This is a genomic window from Gammaproteobacteria bacterium, from assembly GCA_016705365.1.
Classification (GTDB): domain Bacteria; phylum Pseudomonadota; class Gammaproteobacteria; order Pseudomonadales; family UBA5518; genus UBA5518.
Map to the genome: position 1 here is coordinate 317,307 of JADIYI010000005.1, position 21,437 is coordinate 338,743.

The 21,437-nt window shown below is 63.5% G+C and carries 16 protein-coding genes; 13 read left to right on the forward strand and 3 right to left on the reverse strand.

Going from position 1 to position 21,437, the window contains the following annotated elements:
• Positions 1-5 precede the first annotated feature (5 nt).
• Genes IPF49_05205 through IPF49_05215 form a run of 3 tightly spaced genes read right to left on the reverse strand, consistent with a single transcriptional unit; the run spans position 6 to position 2,585 of the window.
• Positions 6-2,105: a bifunctional rhamnulose-1-phosphate aldolase/short-chain dehydrogenase gene (locus IPF49_05205; protein MBK6287036.1), complete on the reverse strand. Its 2,100-nt coding sequence runs from the start codon at positions 2,103-2,105 to the stop codon at positions 6-8.
• Between the two features lie 58 nt (positions 2,106-2,163).
• Positions 2,164-2,445, reverse strand: coding sequence for a hypothetical protein (locus IPF49_05210; GenBank protein MBK6287037.1), 282 nt, complete (start codon positions 2,443-2,445; stop codon positions 2,164-2,166).
• Complete coding sequence (locus IPF49_05215; protein MBK6287038.1) at positions 2,442-2,585, reverse strand: hypothetical protein; 144 nt, start codon at positions 2,583-2,585, stop codon at positions 2,442-2,444. The genes IPF49_05210 and IPF49_05215 overlap by 4 nt, the downstream gene beginning before the upstream one ends.
• 405 nt (positions 2,586-2,990) lie before the next feature.
• Here IPF49_05215 and IPF49_05220 point away from each other — a divergent pair, with 405 nt between their 5' ends.
• The 13 genes from IPF49_05220 (at position 2,991) to IPF49_05280 (ending at position 21,430) form a co-directional block, all read left to right on the forward strand.
• The gene (locus IPF49_05220) at positions 2,991-3,821 is read left to right on the forward strand and encodes a DeoR/GlpR transcriptional regulator (protein ID MBK6287039.1); all 831 of its coding nucleotides are present in this window, start codon (positions 2,991-2,993) and stop codon (positions 3,819-3,821) included.
• On the forward strand, positions 3,821-5,509 hold the full coding sequence (locus IPF49_05225; GenBank protein MBK6287040.1) for a nucleoside transporter: 1,689 nt from the start codon (positions 3,821-3,823) through the stop codon (positions 5,507-5,509). Before IPF49_05220 ends, IPF49_05225 begins: the two co-directional genes overlap by 1 nt.
• The gene (locus IPF49_05230; protein MBK6287041.1) at positions 5,506-6,912 is read left to right on the forward strand and encodes an L-fuculose kinase; all 1,407 of its coding nucleotides are present in this window, start codon (positions 5,506-5,508) and stop codon (positions 6,910-6,912) included. The genes IPF49_05225 and IPF49_05230 overlap by 4 nt, the downstream gene beginning before the upstream one ends.
• Complete coding sequence (locus IPF49_05235) at positions 6,909-7,808, forward strand: ThuA domain-containing protein (GenBank protein MBK6287042.1); 900 nt, start codon at positions 6,909-6,911, stop codon at positions 7,806-7,808. Before IPF49_05230 ends, IPF49_05235 begins: the two co-directional genes overlap by 4 nt.
• A gap of 16 nt (positions 7,809-7,824) precedes the next feature.
• The gene (locus IPF49_05240) at positions 7,825-8,436 is read left to right on the forward strand and encodes a gluconate 2-dehydrogenase subunit 3 family protein (GenBank protein ID MBK6287043.1); all 612 of its coding nucleotides are present in this window, start codon (positions 7,825-7,827) and stop codon (positions 8,434-8,436) included.
• 46 nt (positions 8,437-8,482) lie between these two features.
• Positions 8,483-10,174, forward strand: a complete 1,692-nt coding sequence (locus IPF49_05245) for a GMC family oxidoreductase (GenBank protein ID MBK6287044.1) — start codon at positions 8,483-8,485, stop codon at positions 10,172-10,174.
• A 29-nt stretch (positions 10,175-10,203) separates the two neighbouring features.
• A complete protein-coding gene (locus tag IPF49_05250; GenBank protein ID MBK6287045.1) occupies positions 10,204-11,427 on the forward strand; it encodes an MFS transporter in 1,224 nt (407 codons plus the stop codon).
• Positions 11,424-12,581 (forward strand): Gfo/Idh/MocA family oxidoreductase, encoded by a 1,158-nt coding sequence (locus IPF49_05255; GenBank protein MBK6287046.1) that lies wholly within the window; start codon positions 11,424-11,426, stop codon positions 12,579-12,581. Before IPF49_05250 ends, IPF49_05255 begins: the two co-directional genes overlap by 4 nt.
• The gene (locus IPF49_05260; protein ID MBK6287047.1) at positions 12,578-13,822 is read left to right on the forward strand and encodes a TIM barrel protein; all 1,245 of its coding nucleotides are present in this window, start codon (positions 12,578-12,580) and stop codon (positions 13,820-13,822) included. Before IPF49_05255 ends, IPF49_05260 begins: the two co-directional genes overlap by 4 nt.
• Positions 13,823-14,065: 243 nt before the next feature.
• Positions 14,066-16,537, forward strand: a complete 2,472-nt coding sequence (locus tag IPF49_05265) for a TonB-dependent receptor (protein MBK6287048.1) — start codon at positions 14,066-14,068, stop codon at positions 16,535-16,537.
• Positions 16,538-16,685: 148 nt separating this feature from the next.
• Complete coding sequence (locus IPF49_05270) at positions 16,686-19,805, forward strand: hypothetical protein (protein MBK6287049.1); 3,120 nt, start codon at positions 16,686-16,688, stop codon at positions 19,803-19,805.
• A gap of 92 nt (positions 19,806-19,897) precedes the next feature.
• On the forward strand, positions 19,898-20,866 hold the full coding sequence (locus IPF49_05275; protein MBK6287050.1) for an LLM class flavin-dependent oxidoreductase: 969 nt from the start codon (positions 19,898-19,900) through the stop codon (positions 20,864-20,866).
• Positions 20,867-20,929: 63 nt separating this feature from the next.
• Positions 20,930-21,430 carry a VOC family protein gene (locus IPF49_05280; GenBank protein ID MBK6287051.1) on the forward strand — a complete coding sequence of 167 codons (501 nt, stop codon included), beginning with the start codon at positions 20,930-20,932 and terminating at the stop codon, positions 21,428-21,430.
• Positions 21,431-21,437 lie beyond the last annotated feature (7 nt).

Below are 21,437 nucleotides of genomic sequence, written 5' to 3' on the forward strand. Positions count from 1 at the left end.
ACTCCTCAGCGGGTGAACGACGGCGCGTGGCCGGCGTCGACGTTGATGATGTTGCCGGTGGATTTGGCGGAACGCTCCGAGACCAGGAAGTACACGGCTTCGGCGACGTCCTCCGGGTAGACGTTGAGCTTGAGCAGGCTGCGCTGGCGATAGTGTTCCTCGAGCTCGTCCTCGTCCATGTTGTAGGCATCGGCGCGCTCCTGGCGCCATTTGCCGCTCCAGATCTTCGAGCCGCGCAGCACCGCATCGGGATTCACGACGTTGCAGCGGATGCCGAGCGGCGCACCTTCCAGCGCCACGGCGCGGGCCAGCTGGACCTCGGCTGCCTTGGCGGTGCAGTAGGCCGAGGCATTCGGCGAGGCGACCAGCGCATTCTTGCTGGCGATAAAGGCGATGGCACCTCCGCAGGCCTGGCGCTTGAGCAGACGGAAAGCTTCGCGCGTGATCAGGAAGTAGCCAGTTGCAAGGATCGAGATGTTGCGGTTCCAGAGTTCGAGGCTGGTGTCCTCGAGCGGTGCGGAGTTGGCAATTCCGGCGTTCGAGACCAGGATGTCCAGGCCGCCGAATTCCACGGCGGTTGCGATGCCCGCGCAGGCAACTGATTCCTCGACGGTGACATCGCAAACCACCGCGCGCACCGCATCGGAGCCGTATTCCCTTGCGAGCGCCACGCGCGTTTCCGCGAGTGCCGCGGCGTCGATATCCGCCAGCACCACGCAGGCGCCATCCTGGAGCAGGCGGCGCGCGGTTGCGGTACCGATGCCGCCCGCGCCGCCCGTGACCAGTGCCACGCGTCCCGCGAGGCTGCGCGGCTTTGGCATGCACTGCAGCTTTGCTTCCTCCAGCAGCCAGTACTCGATATCGAAGGCTTCCTGTTCCGGCAGCGCAACATAGGTATCGGCATGTTCGGCCTCGCGCATCACATTGATGGCGTTCACATAGAATTCCGCGGCGATGCGCGCGGTGGCCTTGTCGCGTGCAAAGCTGAACACCCCTACGCCGGGAACGAGATAGATCACCGCATTTGCATCGCGCATAGGGGGGCTGTCGGGGCGAGCACAGCGCCGGTAATACGCGGCATAGTTCTCGCGGTAGGCTTCGAGCGCGCCCGCGAGCGTGCTTTCGCAACGTGCGATCTCGGCCTCGCGCTCCGCGGCTGACGGATCGAAATCGATCAGCAGCGGACGAATCTTTGTGCGCAGAAAATGATCCGGGCAGGAGGTGCCCAGCGCGGCAAGCGCCGCGAGCCCTGCGGAGTTCACGAATTCGAGCACCGCGGGCGAATCGTCGAAGTGGGCGATCTTGTGTTGCGAACCACTGATCAGCCCGCGTATGCGCGGCATCAATGCGGCGGCGACACGGCGTCGCTCCGTGGCTTCGGCAATACCGGCATGACGCGTGCCACCGAATGCTTCTGCACTGCCGTTAGCCGCGAGCCACTCGCCGGCACGGCGCACGATGCGCAGGGTGGTTTCGTAACAGACCCTGGACGTATCGCCCCATGTGAACAGGCCGTGCCCCTGCAGCACCGCGCCGGCAAGCTGCGGGTTGGAGCTCGCCAGTTCGCCGAGCCGCAATCCCAGATCAAATCCCGGGCGCTGCCACGGCAGCCAGCCGATCTCCACGCCGAAAATGGTCTGCGTGAGTTCGCGGCTGCGCCTTGTGCAGGCGATCGCGATCACCGCATCCGGATGCACATGATCCACATGCGTGTGCGGGATGAAGGCATGCAGCGGGGTGTCGATGCTGGCTGCGCGCGTGTTCAGCGCAAAGGTGCAATGCGCCAGGTAGCCGACCATCTCGTCCTCGTGTGCGAGGCCGCGGTAGAGCTTTTGCATCTGTTCGAGTTTTTGCAGATAGAGCGTGGCAAAACCATCGAGCTTCATGCTGCCGAGATCGTCGCCAGAGCCCTTGACCCACAGCACCGGGACCTCCGCGCCGGTCAACGGATCCTTGTCCGGCAGCTTGGCCGAGGTATTGCCGCCGCCGAAATTCGTGATGCGCAGATCCGCGCCGAGCAGGTTTGAGCGGTACAGCAGCAGCTCCTGCTCGCTCAGCCGGGCGGCGCGCGCTTCGTCCCAGAGATTTTCGATCGTGTGCAACAGGAGGGCCTCGCGCGGGTGAATATTAAAATAGTTTATCAGTCCGATGGATCACAAACAATCACAAACAATCACAAACGGTCATCCGTAAAATGATCATCATCGACGGTTTCAAGGTGCGTTTCAGCTGCGAGCCTTGTCGATCAGGATTTCCGCGTTGACCCGCACCTCGAGCTCCCGCTCCGGCGTGAGCCGTATTCGCCGCCACCGCCCCGGCACCGAGGCGCCCGACCCACAGGGTATTGATCAGCTGATGGCCGGCCTGGACCGTGTTGGCCAGCACGATCGGCGCGGCCATCTCGGCCAGCGGCCGCAGGGTGGAGCCCTTGCGCACGCTGTTCACCACGTCATGGTTGTCGCAACCAGCAGTTCCTGCACCTCGGGCAGCCATTGTTCGTCAAAGCCTGCGGCGTCGGAGCTGTAGCCGAGCAACTGGCGCAAGATCACTGAGCGTCGCTTCAGCAGTGCCAGATCGGTGGTCATCGGTCGCCACCACCGCGCGCAGCTCACGGGCGAGCTGCGGATCGAACACATTGGCCGCGATCGCGTAGCCGGCATGATTCGAGGCCGGCCTTGAACTGCGCGAGCTCCGTGGTCGGTTCTGGCAGCGGGCTCTCGACCTCCAGCGCGATCATCGGCCCGTTGCTGGCAGGGAAGCAGGGCTGGGAGTGCGAGTTGCCCGTGGACATTGACTGTTTGTTTCCAGTCTGGTGGGAGGGTAGCAGCATAACTTACTACTAAAACAATCAAAAGTAATCAATAGATTGCAAAATAGATCGTAGTTGAGTAAGGTTGATCCTCCGCAATCACGCCACGCGCGTTATGGCGGCTCTGCACCGCCGCAAGGAGCGAGTGGGGCAGGGATCATAACAACCGGACGGGTCAGCCATGCTGGAGCAACAACGTCAGCGCCTCATCCTCGATCTTCTTGAAGAGAAGCAGTTCGTGCGCCTGCAGGAACTGGTCGACACCCTGAATGCCTCGCCGGCAACCGTTCGCCGTGATATCAACAAGCTCGCCGCGGAGGGACTGCTGAGCAAGATCCACGGCGGCGCGCAACTGAGCGCGTCCGGGCTGGCTCCCAGAGCGCCGCGCCAGCAACTGCAGGGTGCGGCGTTCCTGGCGAACCTGGAGCGCCAGGTGGCCGAGAAGCGCGCGATCGCAGAGCGTGCCGTGGCGCTGTGCCAGGACGGGGAAACGATCCTGATCAACGGCGGCAGCTCCACCTTCATGATGGCCGAATTCCTGTGCGCGCGTGATATCAACGTGCTCACCAACTCCTTTGCACTGGCCGGCGTGCTGCTGGAATCCGGGCGGTGCCGGGTCACCCTGCCCGGCGGGGAGCTGCATCGCAAGCAGAACATCATCGTCAGCGCCTTCGACGAGGACCTGATTCAGCGGTATCACGGGCGGCGCATGTTCATGGGCACGCCTGCCATCGGTGCACACGGTGTAATGGAGTCCGACCCGATATTGATACAAGCCGAGCAGAAACTGCTGCGCCAGGCCGAACAGCTGGTGGTCCTGGCCGACAGCAGCAAGCTCAATGCACGCGCCGAACTGGTGTTCTGCCCGCTGGAGGAAGTCGATATCCTGATCACCGACAGCGGTATCGATGCGGACACGCGCGTGCTTTTCGAAGACGCCGGTATCGAGCTGATCGTGGTCGAACCCGTTGCAGGCAACACGCAAACGCGTGTCGCAGGAGAACAAGGCTGATGCAGAACGACGAATTCGAGCGCACGCCCGTCACACCCGGACGGCTGCAGCCGGCGCGGCATTTCGCGGCAAATTATGCCGGCGAGCATGTGGCCGGGACCGAGTTCGTGATCGGCGCGATGTTCGTGGCCTGGGGCGTATCCACGGGCGACATCCTGTGGGGGCTCCTGTGGGGCAACCTGATGGCGGTGCTCAGCTGGGGGCTGGTGTGCGCGCCGATCGCGGTGCAGACGCGGCTCACGCTGTACGCCTATCTGGAGAAGATCGGTGGCCCAGGCATGATCCGCGTCTACAGCGTGGTCAACGGCGTGCTCTTCTGCATACTCGCGGGAACCATGATCACGGTCTCCGCCTCGGCGATGCGCATCCCGCTGGGCATTGCCCCGCAGGTCGACTGGTACCCCACGAGCGTGGCTTTCGTGGCGCTGGTGCTCGTGATCGGTGCGGTGGTGGTGTGGATCGCACTGCGCGGTTTTCGCGGCGTGGCGCGTTTTGCCACGGTCTGTGCACCATGGATGGTTCTGATGTTCGTGCTGGGCGCGATGGCGATGCTGCCGGTGCTGGCGGCGAGCACGGATGGCGTGCAGGCGAGTTCGGGGATTGCCGATTTCGGCACCATCGCCGATCGCTGGATCTGGCAGGGAACCGGTGCCGGTTCGGTCGGTATGTGGCATGTGGCGGCGTTTGCGTGGATCTGTAATCTCGCGATGCATGGCGGTCTGTCCGATATGAGCGTGCTGCGTTTCGCGCGCAGCCCGAGCTATGGCTTTCTCTCCGCGAACGGCATGTTCATCGGGCATTACATGGCGTGGGTCTGTGCCGGCATCATGGGCGCGGGCGCCGCGCTGCTGTTGAAGAGCAGCATCTCGGTACTCGATCCGGGTGCGGTGGCCTACCAGGCGCTTGGTTCCGCGGGCATTGTTGCAGTGATCGTTGCCGGCTGGACGACCGCAAACCCCACGATCTACCGCGCCGGGCTGGCGTTCCAGTCGCTCAACCCGCGCTGGGGTCGCGCGCGCGTCACGATGATCACCGGCGGCGTCACGACCGTGATTGCGTGTTTCCCGTTCGTGTTCAGCCGGCTGATGGATTTTGTCGGGATCATGGGGCTCACGCTGGCGCCGGTCGGCGCGGTGATCGTGGCCGAACACTGGCTGTTTCCGCGTCTCGGGCTCACGCGTTACTGGGCGCACTACGCGGGTCTGCGCACGAATTTTGCCGCGCTCGCGGCATGGGCGCTGTCGTTGCTTCTCGCGCTGGCGCTGGTCTGGAGCGGGACGCTGCATCTCTTCTTCCTGCTGATCCCGACCTGGATCGCGGCAACCGTGATCTACCTCGTCCTCGCCAGCTTCAGCGGTGCGCGCGTCGCGCACGCCGAGCAGGCTGCCCGGGATGAGGGCGCGCTGCGACAGCAACAGGCCGCGGAGCGGCAATACCTGGATAACGAGCAGTTGTGGCGCGCCAGCACGGCGCGCGCCAGCGCAAACCCGCGTCTGCAGTTCAGCCGGCTGTTTACCCTGCTTGCGCTCGCGTGTTGCGTGTTCTCGGGGCTGGCGGTCTTCAACGGGACGATCGAACTGGCAACGCTGCGCGACTGGTTGATCGCGCCGACCGTGATTTACCTCGTGGCCGCGACGATCTGGATGCGCGAAAAGGAATGCCGTGATTCGGAAATCCCGCCGGCATGAGCTGCACGCTGATTTTCGACATCGGCAAGACGCATGCGAAGGCAATCGTGTTCGATGCCGTTCTGCAGCCCGTCGCGCGCCGCCAGCGTGCAAACAGCGTGCTCACTACCGCGCCCTATCCGCATCTCGATGTCGACGGCCTGTGGCAGTGGATGCTCGAGGCGATGCGCGATAGCGCAGCGCAACACCGGATAGAGCACATCATTGTCACAACGCATGGTGCAACGGCGGCGCTGATCGATCCGGCGCGCGGCGAGAACGGGCTCGTTCTGCCGGTGCTCGACTACGAACACTCGGGGCCGGAAGAATTCGCGGACTACGAGGCGCGGCGACCCGCCTTTGCGCAAACCTTTTCGCCGGCGCTGCCGGGTGGCCTGAATCTCGGGCGGCAGTTGCACTGGCTGCGCACACGGTTTCCGAAGGACTTCGCGCGTGCGCAGGCCGTGCTTCTCTACCCGCAATACTGGACATGGCGTCTGAGCGGCGCGCTGCTGAGTGAATGCAGCTCGCTCGGTTGCCATACCGATCTGTGGTCGCCGCGGGCGCGGGATTTTTCCGTGCTGGTTCCCGCACTCGGGCTGCTGGGCAAAATCCCCCCGCGGCGTGTGGCCTGGGGGTCAGTGCAACTGCATGCCGATATTGCCGATCGCACGGGGCTTACGACGAACTGTGCGGTGCATGCCGGAGTGCATGACAGCAACGCGGGTTATGCACGTCAGCTGAAACTTGCGCTGGGCCGGCCATTCGTGCTGGTCTCGACCGGTACATGGGTGGTGTGCATGGCATCGCATGGGGCGCTGGAGGCGCTCGACGAGACGCGCGACATGCTCGCCAATGTCGATATCCACGGCAACCCGGTCGCCTGCGCGCGCTTTATGGGCGGGCGCGAGTTCGCCGCGATCTGCGGATTGCTCGGCGCCGATCCGGACGCCGATGTGAGCGTCGAGGATGTGCAGGCCGTTGTGGATGCCGGCGCGCTGGCGCTGCCAAGTTTTGGCGGCGCCAGCGGACCGTTTGCCGCATCAGCGGGACGAATCGTCGGCCAACCCGCCAACGGTGCCGCGCTTGCCACGCTCTACACGGCGCTGATGATCGATCAGCTGCTCGATCTGCTGGCGGCTCCCGGCGAGATCGTGATCGAAGGTGCGCTTCTTGCGAACTCCGTGTTGTGCCGGTTGGTGGCGGCGCTGCGCAATACACCCGTGGGCCTGTGCGGGACCGGCGATTCGAGCGCGCTCGGCGCGGCCATGCTGTGCCATTGGGAGCGCGAACCCGAAATGGCGCCCCTACAGCACTGCGAGCCGTGCACGCTGCGTGGACTCGTGGATTACCGCGCGCGGTGGCGCATGGCGGCTGCGGACCAACCACGGCAGCGATCAGGACAATCGGAGATCAATGCATGAAGACTGGATGGAAGTGGTTCTGGGGTGTGACGGCGCTGCTGGTGCTGCTCGCACTGGTGGCCGGTGGCGCCTACTACAGTGAGATGCGTGCGAACGGCTTTTTCCGTGACCCCGTATTCGAGACCGAAAGGCCGGCGCTGCCGCCGCTGGAGCATCCGGCGGTGCTGGTTTTCTCGAAAACCAATTCCTTCATTCACAAGGAGGCCATTCCGGCGGGGAAGCAATTGTTTGAGCAGATCGCGGCGGAGCAGGGCGCGAGCATTTTCCTGAGCGACAGTGGCGGCGTTTTCAATCCGGAGGATCTCGCGCATTTTGATGTGATCGTCTGGAACAATGTGACCGGCGATGTGCTGACCGCGCAGCAACGCCAGGCCATGCGGCATTGGCTCGAACAGGGCGGCGGCTTCCTGGCACTGCACGCGGGTGGCGACAACAGCCATGAGGTCTGGCCCTGGTACCTCGACACCGTGATCCGCGCGCGCTTCATTGGCCATCCGCTGTACCCTCAGTTCCAGCAGGCCACCCTGCACATCGAGCAGCCCGCCGATCCGATCGTTGCGGCTCTCGAGGAAGACTGGGTTCGGACGGATGAGTGGTACTCCTTCGACAACAGCCCGCGCGCGTCGGATGTCCGCGTGCTCGCAACGATCGACGAAAACACCTACTCCCCCGGCAGCTTTTTCGGGAAGCCGCTGGCAATGGGCAGCGATCACCCGATGATCTGGAAGCACTGTGCTGGCGCCGGCCGGGTGTTCTATTCGGCGCTGGGGCATACCGCGGAGAGCTATTCGGACCCGAAGTACCGGGAAGTGCTCATGCGCGCAATTGTCTGGGCTGGCCGCCTGGACCCAGCTGCCGCGCTGCCCGCGGATCCGCTCATCTGCGAAACCAATTGAACAGGAGGAGAAAATCATGATGAACCGACGGAAAATGTTGCTGGCAGTTGCCAGCGCGATGGGCGGTGCCATGCTGGGATCGGCGACGCTGCGGGTGCTGGCCGGCGAGGTGCCCGCCGCCGCAGCTTCGCGCGCGCTGTTTGACGCGAATACCTCGCAACTGGTCAGCGTGCTCGCGGAGATGATCATTCCCGAGACCGATACGCCCGGCGCAATCGCCGCGGGCACTCCGCAATTCATCGAGATGATGGTCGCGGACTGGTATACCGATATCGAGCGCGGGATTTTCTTCGACGGACTGAAACAGCTCGACACGTTCTGTAAAGCCTCGCTCGGAACCAGCTTCATCGAGGCGAACGCGAAGCAGCGCATTGCCGCGCTGGACGAGGCGGAAAATCAGGCGGCTGCCTATGTGAGTCCCTTTCCGGGTGGTACGGTTGCCGCCGCGATCTCAAAAATCGTCGACGAGAACACGCCGTTTTTCGCCAAGCTAAAGGAACTGACCGTGATCGGCTATTACAGCTCGGAAGTCGGCGCGAAGCTGGAACTGGCCTACAACCCGATGCCGATGCGCTACGAGGGCGATTACGCCTACGTGAAGACAGGGGGACGCCAGTGGAGCTATTGATCATGCGCCGCGCCGGATACGGCCACTGGGCAGGAGTCCGCAAACAATGAAAGAACAATTCGACGCAATCGTTGTTGGTTCCGGCGTGACCGGTGGCTGGGCCGCCAAGGAATTGACCGGCAAGGGTCTGAAAGTGCTGATGCTGGAGCGCGGTCGCCCGCTCACGCACGGCAAGGACTACGTGACCGAGCACATGCCCCCGTGGAAGATTCCCTTCGGTGGCAAGCCTCTGCGCGAACTGTATGCGCGCGATTATGCGGTGCAGAGCAAATGCTACGCCTTCGACGAGACCACGCGCCATTTCTGGGCCAAGGACAGCGAGCAACCCTACACGCAGGCACCCGATGCGCCGTTCAACTGGCTGCGCGCCGACGTGGTGGGGGGCAAGTCGCTGCTGTGGGGGCGCCAGGTGTATCGCTGGAGCGATCTGGATTTCGAGGCCAACAGATGCGACGGGCACGGTATCGACTGGCCGATACGCTATAGCGACATCGAGCCGTGGTACTCCCATGTCGAGCGCTTTATCGGCGTCAGCGGACAGGCGGAGGGTCTCGCGCAGCTGCCGGACAGCGAATTTCAGCCGCCCATGCAGATGAACGTGATGGAAGCGGCCGTCAAGCAGCGCATCGAGGCGCAGTTCCCGGGACGCAAAATGACGATCGGGCGAGTGGCGAATCTGAGCGAGCCGCTCGGGGATCGTGGCGCGTGTCACTACTGCGGCATATGCCAGCGCGGTTGCTCGACCGGAGCATATTTCAGCAGCCACAGCTCCACCTTGCCGGCGGCACGCAAGACCGGCAATCTCGAGCTGCGCGCCAACAGCGTCGTGGAAGGCCTCGATTACGATCCTGCGGGCATGCGGGTCGCGGGCGTGCGGATCGTCGATACCGTGACCGGCGAGCGTACGCGCCTCACCTCGAAACTGGTGTTTCTGTGCGCTTCCACGATTGGCAGTCTGCAGGTGTTGCTCAACTCGCGCTCGGACAGCTTCCCGGACGGATTGGCCAATCGCAGCGGCATGCTCGGCCGCTACGTGATGGATCACCAGAACGGGGTATTCGGTTTCGGGATGTCCACGGAGTTTACCGGCAAGTACTACTACGGTTACCGGCCAAACGGGATCTACATCCCACGCTTTCGCAATCTCGATCCGCGGCGGCCCGAGGGCGAGTTCCTGCGCGGTTACGGTTTCCAGGGCATGGCGCTGGCGATGGAGGGACGCATGATGGCGCCTTCGATCCCTGGCTTCGGGGCGGTGTTCAAACAGGCACTGCGTCAGGCGCCGATGTGGTCGATGTTTCTTGCCGGCTTCACCGAGTGCCTGCCGTACCGCGACAACCGCGTGACGCTGGACAGCAGCCGCGTCGATCGCCATGGCATACCGCAGGTCCGCTTCGACGTGCGTTTTCGCGAGAACGAGGAAAAGCTGCGCCTCGATGCCGCGGCCCAGGCCGAGCAAATGCTGAAGGCGGCCGGGCTACTGAACGTGATGACCATGGCCAATCCCTCGGTTCCGGGTGACGCGATACACGAGATGGGCGGCGCCTGCATGGGGCGCGATCCGGAGAGCTCGGTGCTGAACGGCTGGAACCAGGCGCACGACGTGCCGAACCTGTATGTCACGGACGGTGCCAGCATGAGTTCCGCCAGTTGCGTGAATCCGTCGCTGACCTTCATGGCGCTCACGGCACGCGCGGCAAACCACGCCGTCGAGCAGCTGCGCGCCGGCGCGGTGTAGCGCGATTCGGACGCGCGAGGGCCAGGACAATGACAGGTGTGCGCGCACGGCTCGGGCTCATGATGTTCCTGCAGTTCTTCGTGTGGGGTACGTGGTTCGTGACACTCGGCACTTTCCTCGCAACCAATCTGCAGGCCAGTGGCGCGCAGACCGGCATGGCCTTCGCCACGCAGTCTTGGGGCGCGATTATCGCGCCGTTCTTTATCGGGCTGATCGCGGACCGCTTTTTCAATGCCGAGCGGATTCTGGGTATCCTCCACCTTGCAGGCACGGTGATGCTTTACTGCCTGTTCTCGTCCGCGGATTTCGCGACGTTCTATCCGGTCGCGCTTGCCTACATGATCACCTATATGCCGACGCTGGCATTGGTGAATGCCGTCGCGTTCAGGCAACTGGTCGATACCCGCGAGGAGTTTCCGGGCATACGCATGTGGGGCACGATCGGCTGGATAGCGGCGGGTCTTTGCATCAGTTTCGTGTTCGGGTGGGATGATGCATCGGGCCTCGCCGCCGGCGCGCTGCGCAACACGTTTGCGCTGGCGGCGCTCGCGTCGGCGTTGCTCGGCGTATACAGTTTCACGCTTCCGGCGACCCCGCCCCTTGGCAATGCGGCAGCGGGCATCGGCGAACGCCTCGGCATCACCGCACTCGGCATGCTGAAAGATCGCAGTTTCGCGGTGTTCTTCTGCTCCGCCATACTGATCTGCGTGCCGCTGGCGTTCTACTACCAGAACGCCAACCTGTTTCTCGTTGAGAGCGGAGTGGCGAATCCTGCCGGCAAGATGACGATCGGCCAGGTTTCGGAGGCGGGATTCATCTTGCTGCTGCCCGTTTTGTTCAGTCGGTTCGGATTCAAGACCACGCTGCTGATCGGCATGTTCGCCTGGAGCCTGCGCTACACCTTGTTCGCGCTGGGCAACGCGGGTGATTTGCTGTGGATGTTGCTGGCGGGCATTGCGTTGCACGGTATCTGCTACGACTTCTTTTTTGTCGCCGGTCAGGTATATACCGACGCACGTGCCGGGGAGCGATTCAGGGCCTCGGCACAGGGCTTGATAACGCTCGCGACCTACGGGATCGGCATGCTGATCGGCTTCCAGGTCGCGGGTATGGTCAGCGATCTCTATACGCTCCCGTCCGGTCACGACTGGCGGCTGATCTGGCTGTTCCCGGCAGGTTTCGCCCTTCTGGTGTTCAGCGTTTTTCTGCTGTTGTTCCGTGACAACACCACGATAGGGGAGACGAACCGGTGAGCGCACGGCGTATCCCGCTTGGCTTCATCGGTGGCGGCCCGCGTTCGCTGATCGGCGGCGTGCATCGCGCCGCGGTGATGCTTTCGGGTGAATTCGAGCTGCGGGCCGGGGTGTTTGGCACTGACCAGGCGCGTGGTCGCGCGTTCGCCGAGCGCATTGGCGTCGCAGCCGGGCGCAGTTACGCGGACCTGGAGGAAATGCTCGCTGGCGAGAGCCGCCGCGCGCCGGGGGAGCGAATCGAGGTGGTCTCTGTGCTCACGCCCAACCACCTGCATTTCCCAATGGTGGACCGGCTGCTGGATGCGGGGCTGCACGTCTTTTGCGAGAAACCCTTGAGCTTGAGCGTGGTCGAGGCGCTGGCGCTCGAGCGCAAGGCCGTGACGCGGGGGTGCCAGGTCGGCGTGGCCCATACCTACACCGGTTACCCGATGGTCCGGCAGATGCGCGCACTGATCGCGGGCGGTGCGATTGGCGCGGTCCAGAAGATCGATGTGCAGTACTACCAGGGCTGGATCAATCCCGCGATGCACGACGCGGCACTGCGCGACGAGGTGTGGCGTCTCGATCCCGCACGCTCCGGGCCCAGCTGTTGCATCGGCGATATCGGCGTACATGCTTTCGATCTGGTTGAGTACGCCACGGGCCTCAGGATCCGGCGGGTGCTTGCCGAGCTCGACAGCTTTGGCCCCGGAAAAGCGCTCGACGTCGACGGCACGGTGCTGTTCCACACCGACAACGGCGTGCGCGGGCTGCTCCGTGCCAGCCAGATTGCCACCGGCGAGGAGAACAATCTCCGGATCGCAGTCTACGGACGCAGCGGCGCGCTCCGCTGGTGTCAGGAGCAAGCTGCCGAACTGCTGCAGTTGCGCGAGAACGGTCCGCGGCAGCTGTACACGCCGGGGCACGGGTTCAACACCGAGCTCGCGCGCATGGCCAGCCAATTGCCACCGGGGCACCCGCAGGGTCTGGCCGAGGCCATGGCCAACCTCTATCGCGGTTTCGCCGACGGACTGCGAGGGATTCCCGGTGCCGACACGCGTTATCGCGACATTGGTGCGGGTGTGCGCGGCATGCGCTTTATCGAGGCGGCGCTCGCCTCGAGCCGTGACGGGTCGAAATGGACAGACATCGAGCGAGTGCAGGGGCAGGCATGAACACGCCCGCGCGCTTCGCGCCGCGTCACATGAAGCTGGGAGTGCTCACGGCCGCGTTGCAGGAGCTTACGCCGCGCGCGCTGCGTGATGCCGACCCCGACCTCGCGATCGAGCACTGGCTGGATTTCGCGCGCGACATCGGCGCACCCTGGATCCAGCTATCGGCGGCCTTGCACCCGCATATGAGCGACGTGCCTGAAGCTGCACTGCTGGACCCTGTCGCGAACACGCTGGATCTGCGCCAGCCGTTCGACACGCACCGCGCCGCGCGCGTTCTCGCCGCAATGCACTCGAGTGGAGTGGGCCTGTCGGATCTGGGGTACTTCGACAACATGCTGGTTGCGGACGATAGCCTGCGGCGGCGCAAGCACGAATTCATGTTGCGCGTGTTCGATGCCGCGGTGCTGCTTGGCGTGGATGCGGTCTGCGGTTTCGTGGGGCGCAATGCGCAGCTGCAGATGGACGCAAACCTGCTGATGTTCGAGGAGGTCTTCGTGCCGCTGCTGCGCGAGGCAAAAGCGCGTGACCTGGTGTACCGCGTGGAGCAGTGCCCGATGCCCGGCTGGACCGTCGGCGACACCTGGTACAACAACATTGCCTATGCGCCCGGTCCATGGATCGCGTTGTACCGGATTTGCGAGAAGCACGGTGTCGGCGAGCAATTCCGTATCCATTACGACCCCTCGCACGCGATCCTGATCGGACAGGACACGCGCTCGGTATTTCGCTATCTCAAGGACAGCGGTTACGCATTCCTGATCGCCGGCTTCCATGTCAAGGGGCAGGTGATCGATCCACGTGGGCTTGCGGCCTGGGGTTACGGCGGGCAGACCATGCAGCGTGGCGACTGGTGCGGCGCCGAGCCTGCGAAGGATCCTGCCGACTTGGCCCAGGCGTGGAAGAAACAGACGGTTTTCGCCGAGCACGAGTTGCCTGGAACGGCACGCCATGACCCGCTCGCCTACCTGCAGAACCGCTCGGTCGACTGGCTGGACCACCAACTCGCGGCACGCGAGTTGTTGCCGCTCGATCCTGCGAATACTTTCCTGATCGTGGAACATGAGTATCCGCCGGCACGGATACAGGATCGTGCGCTCCTCGCGCCGATCCTTGCGGGTTCGCTTGCCTTTGTGAAGGCGATCGACCAGGCCGCCGCCGCGATGTACGCGCTGCAGCACGAGGTGCTCCCGAGCCAGGATATCCCGGTGCAAGGTGTTGGGCGTGAAGCGTTCCGGTCCTGACGCGGGTTGCGCGGTGCGGGGCGCGCGGGGTCGCGGCGATCTGCTTCGCGCAATGATTCCATCATCTTGTCCGGAAGTCACAATTAATTTATTATTAAACTAATAGTAAGATACAATGGATTGCACCTGGGTTTCACGAAGATAACTGTCGATACGATAACCGACAATCCGATGTCCGCGATGCGGCGGCTGAGCCGGGATCTTTCAAACCACAATTTGTCCACGAGACGGGAGATTGAGCCAATGAAAAGTTCTGCCATGATGCTGTATCGGCAAGCTCCACCCGGCGCAGCGGGTAAAACGACCCTGCGCCACAGCGCGTTGTTCCTCGGCATTGTCGCCGGGGTGGCAGCGATGGCGCCGGCAGCGGCGCAGTCACCCGGGAGTGTCCTGGAACTGGAAGAGATCGTCGTCACCGCGACCCGGCGCGAGGAGAGTGCGCAGGACGTGGCGGTCTCGATTGCCGCCCTGAGCGGCGAACAGTTGGAGAAGCTCAAGTTCTTCGAATTCGACGACATGGCCGAAGCGACCCCGGGACTCTCGATGACGAACACCTCGCGCGAGCCCGGCGTGATCGCGGTGCGAGGCGTGGGTTATGCTCCCAATTCATCTGCGCCGCCGGCCGTCGATATCTACATCAACGAATTGCCGGTGAACTCGGTTTACGCGTTCAACAGCATCTTCGATATCGAGCGGATGGAATTGCTGCGCGGTCCGCAGGGCACTCTGCGTGGCCGGCCCTCGCCGGCTGGCGCGGTGACCCTGACTACCCGGCGCCCGGATGTTTTGGAATTGGGTGGCACGGTCTCCGGCTCGTTCTCGGACGCCGACGCACAGAACTACCAGGGCGCGCTGAACGTCCCGATCGTGAAGGATAAGTTGGCGCTGCGCGTGGCGGGGGTCAAGAACACCAACGAGGGCCCCGGGGGAAAGACCATTGGCGGCGATGAACCATCGGTTGATGACGAGGGCGTGCGTGCCACGCTGCTTTTCCAGGCGACGGACGATCTGAGCTTTCTGCTCACCCACCACTACATGGAGCGCGAGCTCGAGCACTTCACTCTGGTCGAGGGGCCGGGTGCCGGGTACAACGGGCCGGCCATCAAGTCGCGGGATCGTCGCGGCGTGGTTGACGGTATCGGAGCGCAGGAGCTGGATATCGCCATCACCTCGCTGCAGGCAAACTGGGATATCGGAGAGAACCGACTCGTCTATATCGGTGGCTACCAGGATCTCGAGGACAAGGACGCAGATGATCTGGATGCCGCCAACGCGGTCGCGAACTACTACGCCCCGAAGCAGGTTGCGACGGATTTCAATGTCACCACGCACGAGTTGCGGCTGGAATCCACGGGTGACCGGCGTGTCGATTACAACGTCGGGCTCTGGTACAGCGATACCGAGACCAAGACCTCGGTACAACAGGTCGCAGAACTCTCCGGTGCCTTCGGCTACCCGGGTGTACCGCAGGGGCCGGCAAACCCGGATTTTCTGCTCGGTGTCGATATCCTCATTCCCACCGATTCGGAGAACACGGCGGTATTCGGGCATCTCGAGTTTCATGTGAGCGACAGCCTGGACATCGGCATGGGTGCCCGCTATCTCGAGGAAAAGTCCACGCGCGCGCAGACCCTCGCAACCGGCTCCGCGCTAAACGCGGTCGATATGAGGGCATACGGGCTCACGGAACCGCTGATCGGGATCGTGTGTAACGCAGGTCTTTTCCCGCCTCCCTTTGCAACAGGGCAGTCCTATCCGAACACCTGCAATGTGCAGGTGGATGCCTCCACGTTCTACCAGCCGGTCGATGATGAGTGGGACACCTGGGTCTATGATGTGTCCATCAAGTATCACCTGGACGACGACACCCTGCTGTACCTCACGGCCGCGCACTCCTGGCGTCCGCCCGGCGTCACGGTCGGGATCACGGCGCCGATACCCGATAACATCCTGTTCGGCCCGCCCGAGGAATCCGATGCCTTCGAACTCGGCTTGAAGTCCGAGTGGCTGGATCGGCGCCTGCGCCTGAACGCTGCGCTTTTCTACCAGGAGTTCGACGGTTTCATCGGACGCTTCGAGGATGTTCCCTACCTCAACTCGGACACGGATCTGGTCTCCTCGGGTGGCTTCACCTACAGTGGCGATGCGATCACCTATGGCGCCGAAGCCGACCTGTTATTCCTGGTCAGCGAGAACTGGACCGCGCAGCTGATGCTGAGCACCCAGAAGGGCGAGTTCGACGATGCCAGCGTGCCGTGCCGCGACACGAACTTCGACGGATCGGCCGACAACGGTCCCAATCCGCCGGCGGCGGACTGGGGCGCGCCGGGACCTGTCGCTTTCTGTACCAGCAGCGATCCTATCTCCAACCTGCCTGACTGGAGCACGACGCTGCAATCCGAGTACGTTATTCCGGCAGACTCGCTCGAGTACTACCTGCGCGGCCTGCTCAACTACCAGCCCGAGAACGACAACTTCACGACGGGTTTCGAGCGTGACTCGTTTGCGCTGCTCAATCTCTATGCCGGCGTGCGCAGTGCCGACGGGCGCTGGGACCTGACGCTATGGGCCAAGAACGCGCTCGACGAGGATACGCTGCTGCAACTCGATTCCGAGTGGGTGCTGGCGGGATTTTCTTCGGGATACCGCGGTGTGAGTGTGCAGCCCGAGCGCGAGATCGGCCTGAGCCTGCGCTACGCCTTCGGGTCGGGCTGAGAGCATCGAAGTAAAAGGATGACGCTGCAGATCGATAGGATTCGGGAATCTAACCGGCCGCCTGCGACGACCCTTGGATGACTCGACGCAGCACCGGCTCAAGGTCGGCGCAGCGCACACGACGGATGGACTTGCGGGAGCAAAGCGCATGTTGCGTCGCATAGTGATCATTTTCGCAGCGCTTGGCGCGCTAGTCGTGGTGCTGGCGGTTGCCGGTGGCGGATGGTATCTCCACAAGACGGACCAGCTGCTCGTACCGCCGCCGGATCCTGCGGGACAGGCGAGTATCGCTTCCCGCGCACTTCCCGAACCGACGCTTGCGGCGCCTGCACCCGACCTGGCTGGAGCTTTCAGCTGGGATACGATTCTCGCGCCGCCGAAGTCGGCACGCGCGTGGACGCGCTGGTGGTGGCCGGGCGGCGATGTGGACGTCGCCGGACTGACGCGTCAGCTCGAGGAGCTCGACATGGCCGGTTTCGGTGGGGGCGAAATACAGCCCTTTATCAGCGGCATGATCGCGATAAAGGACCAGCCCACCTGGGACCGGGTCTACGGATTCGACAAGCCCGATTACTACCGGACGCTGGACGCCTTGCTGTCGGAGGCCGAGGCGCGCGGCCTGCAGTTCGACCTCACGCATTTCAGCGGCTGGCCACCGGGGGGTCCCGAGATCAATCTCGATGACAGCCTGACCGTGATCGTATATGGAGAGGAACGCATCTCGGGTGGCAAGAATATCGTGCTCGAGTTGCCGAAGCCGCAAGCGGGCGCGAGCGAGTACATGTTCACGGCGGTCGAATTCGCGGGTGCGGACTTCATCAATTTTCCCTCCGATCATGCCCGGCTGCTGAGCGTTGTGGCGGCGCATCCGCAGGGGGAACATGCCTGGAGTCCGTACAATCTCGATGACACGGTGCGTCTCGACCCGGATTCCCTGCAGGTACTGACGGACAAGGTCCAGGACGGAACGCTGCGCTGGGACGCGCCGCCCGGCGAGTGGCAGATCATCGCGAGCTACCTGATGCCCTCCGGCGAAGTGCCGATGGGTGCGGCGCAAAAACCGCAGGGTTTCGTGGTCGACCATCTGCGCAAGCCGCAGGTGTTGGGGCACTATGAATACGCATACGGAAAACGCACTGGCTTGGCGGCACATTACGGTAAGGGCTTGCGTGGTTTCTTCAATGACAGCCTGGAGTTCCGCCTGACGCGCATGAGCGTCGAGGACATCCTGTCCGAGTTCCGCGCGCGTCGCGGCTATGCGCTCGAACCCTGGCTCCCGGCCATATATGTCGAGGGCAAGGACAGCGTGTATTTCACCGAGATTCTCGACGTACGCGCGGCGCCCGAATTCTCGCTGACGGCGCTTGACGATCGTATCCGTCACGATTACCAGAAAACGTTGTCGGATCTGGTGATCGAGCGTTTTGTCGATGGTTCAGCTGCATGGGCGCACAATCGTGGTCTTGTTTCGCGCGCGCAAAGCTATGGCATGGATATCGACATCCTGCGCGCCCTCGGTGCCAACACGATTCCCGAAACCGAGCAGCTCTGGGCGGGTGGATCGGACCTGGGTCTGAAGATGGCGAGCTCCGCGGCGGTGCTCTATGGCCGGCCGCTGGTGAGCGCCGAGTCCTTCGTCTGGATCCAGCGCGACTGGACCACCACCGCGCGCAAGCTCAAGGCCGCCACTGACAAGCTGTTGCTGGCCGGCGTGAACCACATCATCTACCATGGAACGCCATACTCCTGGAGCGGAGGGCCCGACAAGCCCTTCGGCGAGGAGGGCTGGTCGCCGTTCAGCGGCCCGCAGAACCCCGCTCATTTCTCCTCGATCGTCGGGCCGGGAAATACCGCGCTCTGGCCCGATGTGCCCGAAATCAATCGCTATATCGCGCGCAGCCAGAACCTGCTGCGTCAGGGCAAACCCGCGATCGACGTGCTTATCTACTATCCGTTTCTCGGTTTTCACGGCGCGAACCCGGAGGGTGGCGCAACCGAGCCGCTGCTCAATGGTTCGTTGCCCGACGCGGATCCTCCGGGCGCGGCCATTGAAAGCCCGTTGCTGACCAGCGGCAAGAAGCTGCTCGATGCGATATTCACCGTTCCTGCCGAACACCAGGACGCGCGCGATGCATGGGTGCGCCAGCTGCAGCCGATCGTGCGCGAGCTCGACGCTCGCGGCATCAGCTGGGGCTGGGTCAACGACCATGCGCTGCAGCATGGGGATGTCGGTGTGCGCAAGCTGCCGGCGTCAGGCGGCAGCTACGGGGCAATATTGCTCGCCGATGCGCCGATGATCGAACAGCAAACGCTGGATGCGCTCGCGGGGCTTTCCGCCGCGGGGGTGCCGATCGTGTTCAGCGGTGAACTGCCTGCGCGCCAGCCCGGCTTTCTCGACGCGGAGAAGGGCGACGGTGAAGTGCGGCAAGGCGTTTCTCGCTTGATCGCGGCCGGTGCACAGCACCTGTCTGCGCAAGCCGGGGCGCTTGCAGAGGCGCTGCAATCCCGGCTGGTGTCGCCGCTGCGTCATCTGACAAAGGGCTCGATCCGCAGCTATCGCCGGCAGCTCGATCAGGACCAGGACATCATCCTGTTTGCCAATCAGGATGCCGGCAGCACCCGCCTGAAGATCGACCTTGTTGCGGGGCCGCCCTTGTGGTGGTTCGATGCGATGAGTGGTGCGGCGTGGCCGGCCGAAACCGCGGATGGCGAGCTGTCGCTGTCCTTGCGCGGCTTCGAGAGCCGTTTCCTGGTTCGCGGCGTTGCGATGCCGGAATCGATGGCCGCGCGCGAATCCGATGGCGCGGCTAGCGAGCATGCCACGCGCCGCTGGGCGCTCACCGATTGGTCGCTTGCGATCGACGGGCAACCGGGTGTGCGCAAGACGCTCGCCGACTGGCGCGATGATCCGCAATTGCGCCACGCCGTCGGTCCGGGTGTCTACACGCACGCTTTCACGCTCGATGCACCTGTGGCCGGCGCGCGTTACCTGCTCGATCTTGGGCTGGTGCAGGGCTCGGCGCTGGTGCGGGTCAACGGCGCGGACATCGGACGCGCGAGCATGCCGCCGTTCCTGCTCGATATCGGCGCGGCCCTGCTGCCGGGAGAGAACACCATACAGATCGAGGTGCTTGCACCGTTGCGTAACCACTTTGCGGGACGTGGGCTGAACGGTGATCCGCGCTATGCCCACATGAAGGTATATGCGAACCAGTTGGTCGCCGCAGGGCTGGTGGGTCCGGTCAGCGTCGCGGAGCTTGGGCAGTAGGTACATCGCCTGCGCTTGAGATGTGCGTGCTCTCGGAATGCGCATGGGAGCAGGCGCCGCCCGCGACAAAAACCGACAGTGAGGAGCAGGACATGATCTTGGCGCGGGATCGTATCGAAATCTCGGCCAATGCGCTGCCGCGCCTGCAGGCGCTTTACAGGGAGCGCTACATGCCGGCAGTGCAGCCGCGTGGACTCGCGCTGCTCGACGAGCGGGTCGCACCACTGCTCGTGCTTGCCGATCGGCTCAACATCTTGTGGCTGCGCACCGCGGTGCTGCTCGCTTCGTGCTACGACCCGGTGCGTCTTGCGGAGGATCTCGCAGTGGCCCAGATCGTCAGCGATGGACGCATGGAACTCGGACTCGGTTTTGGTTACCGCAATAGGGAATTCGCGATGTACGGTCGCCGCGTGGAGGATCGCTTCGATTTCACCTGCACTACAGCGAAGCTGCTCAAACGCGCGTGGACCGGTGAGCCGTTTGACTACGAGGGGCGCCCGTGCCGGGTTTCCCCGGTGCCCGGCAAGCCAGTCCCGATCCTGCTTGGAGGCATGGCGCCGCGGGTTGCGCGCGCAGCAGCGCAGCTTGCCGATGGTTTCCTGGTGCCGTTGTTCACGGCGGATGTCTGGCAGCCGTATCGCGACGAGTGCCTGAAACTCGGAAAGCTGGACCCCTGTGCCTACCCGACGCAGGGGCCGACGTTTCTGTGGATCTCGGAAGAACCCGAGCGGGACTGGGAATGGATCGCGCCCCACGTGCTGCATGTGCTCGACTCCTATTCGCGCTGGACCAGCGAGGCCTATGGCAAACCCACGGGGCCTTACGCGGGCGGCATGACCGCTGAGACGGTGCGCCAGAGCGCGGCCTACCATGTGCTGAGACCCGCGCAAACGGTCGAGCTGGCGCAGGGTCTCGGAGATCACAGTTCGCTCTATCTCACGCCATTGCTGGGCGGCATCGATCCGGCACGGGCCTGGAAGATGCTGCGCCTGTTCGAGCGCGAAGTGTATCCGCATCTGCCGCGCGGCAACACACCGCGCTGGGGCATGGCCGAGGGCTGATGGCGGCGCGGCGCAAATCGAACGTGCCCCGGAAAAAATTCAGACTGGGGAGGAGCTACTCATATGGCCATCAAGACATCGGGCATCGATCACATCCACCTCAATGTCCGTGACCTCAAACGCCTGCTCGGCATCATGAACCGGTTGTTCTGCACCGAGACGACACCAGTCGGTCGTCTCGAGCCGCTTGGCATGTACAACGCGACTATGAAGCTCACGGGAGCCGACACCAGGCAACCGTTTCTTGACCTGTTCCAGCCGGCGAGAGAGGACAGCGATGTCGCAAGGATCATCCGCGACCGGGGTCCCTCGGTTTCCTGCATTTCGTTTCGCGTCGAGGACATCGATTCCGCCGCGGAACACGCCGCGAGTTGCGGCTTGTGCGAAGTCTCGCGTTTCGGTTTTCGCGGCATGAAACAGGTACAGTACGACACGATCGAGGAACTCGGATTCGATCTCGAGTTCGTTGAGTATGCCGCGGATTTCGAGGAGCAGCTCGATGCGATCAAGCTGCGGTTACGGGCCGGCGAAAGCGTCGATGGATTGAAATATGTGGACCTGTAGAAAGAAG

Coding starts and splice junctions, on each gene's coding strand:
- IPF49_05215 (MBK6287038.1), bottom strand. CDS start 2,585: ATGACCACCGATCTGGCACTGCTGAAGCGACGCTCAGTGATCTTGCGC.
- IPF49_05220 (MBK6287039.1), top strand. CDS start 2,991: ATGCTGGAGCAACAACGTCAGCGCCTCATCCTCGATCTTCTTGAAGAG.
- IPF49_05225 (MBK6287040.1), top strand. CDS start 3,821: ATGCAGAACGACGAATTCGAGCGCACGCCCGTCACACCCGGACGGCTG.
- IPF49_05230 (MBK6287041.1), top strand. CDS start 5,506: ATGAGCTGCACGCTGATTTTCGACATCGGCAAGACGCATGCGAAGGCA.
- IPF49_05235 (MBK6287042.1), top strand. CDS start 6,909: ATGAAGACTGGATGGAAGTGGTTCTGGGGTGTGACGGCGCTGCTGGTG.
- IPF49_05240 (MBK6287043.1), top strand. CDS start 7,825: ATGATGAACCGACGGAAAATGTTGCTGGCAGTTGCCAGCGCGATGGGC.
- IPF49_05245 (MBK6287044.1), top strand. CDS start 8,483: ATGAAAGAACAATTCGACGCAATCGTTGTTGGTTCCGGCGTGACCGGT.
- IPF49_05250 (MBK6287045.1), top strand. CDS start 10,204: ATGACAGGTGTGCGCGCACGGCTCGGGCTCATGATGTTCCTGCAGTTC.
- IPF49_05260 (MBK6287047.1), top strand. CDS start 12,578: ATGAACACGCCCGCGCGCTTCGCGCCGCGTCACATGAAGCTGGGAGTG.
- IPF49_05265 (MBK6287048.1), top strand. CDS start 14,066: ATGAAAAGTTCTGCCATGATGCTGTATCGGCAAGCTCCACCCGGCGCA.
- IPF49_05270 (MBK6287049.1), top strand. CDS start 16,686: ATGTTGCGTCGCATAGTGATCATTTTCGCAGCGCTTGGCGCGCTAGTC.
- IPF49_05275 (MBK6287050.1), top strand. CDS start 19,898: ATGATCTTGGCGCGGGATCGTATCGAAATCTCGGCCAATGCGCTGCCG.
- IPF49_05280 (MBK6287051.1), top strand. CDS start 20,930: ATGGCCATCAAGACATCGGGCATCGATCACATCCACCTCAATGTCCGT.